Source organism: Bradyrhizobium sp. LeoA1Lang, assembly GCF_055413685.1.
In genome coordinates, this window is sequence record NZ_JBVAPG010000331.1 from 1 (window position 1) to 3586 (window position 3586).

Here is a 3586-nt window from a genome sequence, read left to right on the forward strand (position 1 = left end):
ACGGCTACCAGTTCAGCCGGTCCAAGCAGATCCTGTCGGCCACCGGGCTGGTGCTGGAGACCTACAGCTGCCTGCAGCGCAACATGCTGGCGCAGCCGCTGGAGGCGCAACGCTGGTTTGCCGAGCGTGCCATCTTCGGCACCTACGAGGGCATTCATCCTGAGCTCAAGGCCGACATCCGCGCACTGTTGCAGGACGATCGGCCGGATGGCCAGACTCTCCAAGAGCTCATCGCCAGGACGGGGGAAGACAGCAAGGCCGCCAGGCATCCGGTGGCCTGCGAACTGGCCGCCTTGCTAGTGGCCGAGCTCCAGGACTGGAAACTGCAGCTCAATAGCGAGCCGGCTCATGAGCAGTCGGACGTCAAGCAGCAGGTAGCGCGATCCGTGGCCTCACCCGGCGCGAAGCCTGCCGTCAGCGCCGACGCCGGCGCGCTCTTCCCGAAGCTCAGCGAATCCTATCCGGCAACCGCTGACGCCAGGAAGCGCATCGACTTCCTGCTCAACCACTACCAGCCGCGCATCGATCCGCGGCCCGACGGCTACAACCCGGACGATCTGCATGAAAGCGCCATCAATCTGTTGAGCGTCGGCATCAAGGTCGGCACGGACGCCTACAAGTCCGATACCGGTGCGCGGACGTTCATGCAAAAAACCCCCGAATTGCAGCGGCTCTTGGAGCAGAGGCCGGACTTCAAGCCGGCGCCCTATGTCAAGACGCAGGTGGCAAAGCTCCACCAGGGCCGGTTCGACGTCAATGGCAGCCTTGCGAATCTGAAGGACAACCCCACGCTGGCGGCCTCGGTCATGGAGGCCTCGATCAGACTCGCCGACGAAAAGCGCATCCTGCCCAGCGCCTCAGCAATTTCGGCCGACGACGACCGCGCCAGCAGGATAACGCTGAGCGTCGAACAGGCCCTGGAGCGCGCCAGGCTCGAAGCCACCCCCGCCGAAGCGCAAGAAAGCGCGATTGCCGAAACTGTGCATGCGGTTGCCGAGCTTTTGCGGCAGGACGGCATCGAGGTGAAGGTGCCGCATCTTGACCAACGGTCGCGCGGGCAGGTCTGGATAGCCGACGAGTTCACCGGCCAGAGCGTGAGCGCGGCGCCGGAGGCCCAACTGGTCACGCATACCATGCGCCATGTCTTCGAGATCCCGCAGGAGGCTTTTACGCGCGGCTTCAGGAAGGCGGCACTGGCCTTCGAGGAGCGGGACTGCAGCGAGGTCGAAACTACCAACTGGTTCAAAAGGATGGACACGCCGCGGTTACGCGGCGTCCACACGGCGTTCAGAACCGCGCAGAACTATCGCTTCGAAGTCGCGTTCCATACGCCGGCCAGTTACCGGGCCGAGCTCGCGCAGAGCGAATGCGAGGTGGTCCCCATTCCCCGTGGTGCCTGGGACATATTACACTTTTGCTCGTCAGGAGAAAGCAGATCGAGGGCGGCAGGGACCTCCAGGTGGCGCACCATCGGAAGACAACAGATTGCGGCCGCTCCTCGCTCGCCGCAAGCCGGCGAGATTCTCGCGGCCCTCGGTACGCGGCCGGTCGTGCTTGTCGGTATGCCGGCGAGCGGCAAGTCGACAATCGGCGACCAGCTTGCTAAGGAGTTGGGGGTGGAGTTTGTCGACATCGATAAGCGTATCATCTCCGAGAACGGCAATCTGATTGAGATGTTCGCCGACCCTGGCCGCGGCGAGACGTACTTCAGGGACCTGGAGGCCAAAGAGCTCGCCAAACAGCTGGAGAGAGGGCCCATCGTCATCGCAACCGGCGCCGGCTGCTTTAGCAAGGAGTCCAATCGAGCCCTGATCCTTGATAAGGGGAGGTCGATCTGGCTCGACACCGAGCTGAAAGAGCTCCGTAGGCGCCTCAAGTGGGACACCACCCGGCCGCTGCTGCAAGGCGTCGACATCGAGCAGAAGGTTGACCAGCTGTGCGAAGAGCGCAGTCCGTTCTACCAAAAGGCCGATATGAGGTTGCCCCTCGTCCCGCCCTTTCAAAAAGCCAAGAAGTACGCCCGCATTTGCGTGAAGGAACTCTACGCTTTCCTGTGCAGCAACAGAGAAGCCGCTCTGCCCGCTGCCGAGATATCACATGTCTCCGGTGCTTCCGGCACCGCCATCAGCATGTCCCCAACAGCGTAGCGCATGCACGATGATCATCACAACGGCTACGCGATTACGGCTACGCGATTGCGGGAGCGGCGTCGTGGAAACCATCCAGGCGCCGGCGGCACCATTGAGTGAAGGGGAACGGCCGTCGCCCCTCGCACCCTCACCGCCGACCCGCAGCCTTTGCTGGCCGGCAGTAACGCACGAGCGGATTTAGCGTCTTCCACGAGAAGCAGAGAACGCTCAAGTCGAGGACGCTAAGCTTTAGGCGGCAACAATCAAGGGTTCTTTCGCAAGTTTGGTGCAGGGTGCGGGTTCGCGCCGAATGCTAATAAAAGTGGGAATCGCATGCATAAAGTCGTGAGAAGCCTGATGGCCGAGTTGATCCGGCCTGGATGACACAGGAGGATTCGCCGCATAAAGACGAACCGCCGGTGCCGGGTCGCGAGCTAAATCCTGGTGATCGACCGGGAAGGATCAGCTCCGAGTCTAAACGGCATCGTCAACTTAATGAAGCGTGGATACTGATGTGTGCGATGACGGGCTATGACAGAGCGTGACCCACTCTACCGCCGCGCCATCGGTTCCCGAGATCATCGCCCATGCTGTCTGGCTGTATTTCCGGTTTCCTCTCAGTTTGCGAATGGTCGAGGACTTGCTGGCGGCACGAGGGATTATTGTCTCGCATTAGACAGTCCGGCTTTGGACAGAGTTGCAAATTCCGAGGCATGTCGCCACCTTGTTCCGAGATGATGTCGCCCCCTGATTGGGTGTTTGTCGGGGGTGTCCTCTGGTGACGTTCGTCCTTTCAGGTGTGCTGAGAGGGAGGAACGCAATGCCAGCGGAGAGATTGAAGATGCGGCGTGTCCGCGAGATTTTGAGACACAGATTTGAGGAGGGGCTCGGCCACAAGTCGATTGCGCTGCGTGTAGGCGCTCCCTCGACGGTGCGCGAGACACTTCGCCGTGTGGAGATTGCCGGTCTTTCGTGGCCGCTTGGCGACGACGTCAGCGATGCTGTGCTGGAAGCAGTACTTTAAAAGTCCTCCGGCACGAAGACGGGGCCACCGTCGCAGCGCCGAGCCGGATTGGGCGCATTTTCATCGCGAGCTGAAGCGCAAGCACGTGACGCTCAGATTCTGTGGGACGAGTATATCGGCCTTCACCCTGATGGATATCGTTATAGCCGTTATGTTGCGGCCGGATTTATGTTGTTGAAGGAGCTATATTTGCGGGGATCCTGAACACTGCGGCATTAGTCACGCAACATAATTTGACGTCTGAGTAGCGAACTCTTGTCCAGGGAGGTTCGCTATGAATCAGACAACTTATTTGGACCGATTGACGGTCCCGTCGCGGAGTTGGTTGGAATTAGGGTTGGCGTAGGCTCCGGGGTGATCAACCTCGAATCGTCCGGCGTTGAAGCGTCGGACTGGAGACTACGCCATGAGGCAACCTACCACGAAGCCTGAT

1 protein-coding gene and 2 pseudogenes are annotated in these 3586 nt (G+C 60.6%); all 3 read left to right on the forward strand.

Annotated elements, in window-relative coordinates; all coding sequences use genetic code 11:
* Positions 1-2147 (forward strand): shikimate kinase (locus tag ACZYOF_RS42890; RefSeq protein WP_463719505.1); only part of this gene is annotated, 2147 nt, incomplete at its 5' end.
* Between the two features lie 523 nt (positions 2148-2670).
* Positions 2671-2802 (forward strand): annotated as a pseudogene (locus ACZYOF_RS42895) (IS6 family transposase); the annotation flags it as partial.
* A 168-nt stretch (positions 2803-2970) separates the two neighbouring features.
* Positions 2971-3306, forward strand: a pseudogene (locus ACZYOF_RS42900) (IS21 family transposase); the annotation flags it as partial.
* Positions 3307-3586: the final 280 nt, after the last annotated feature.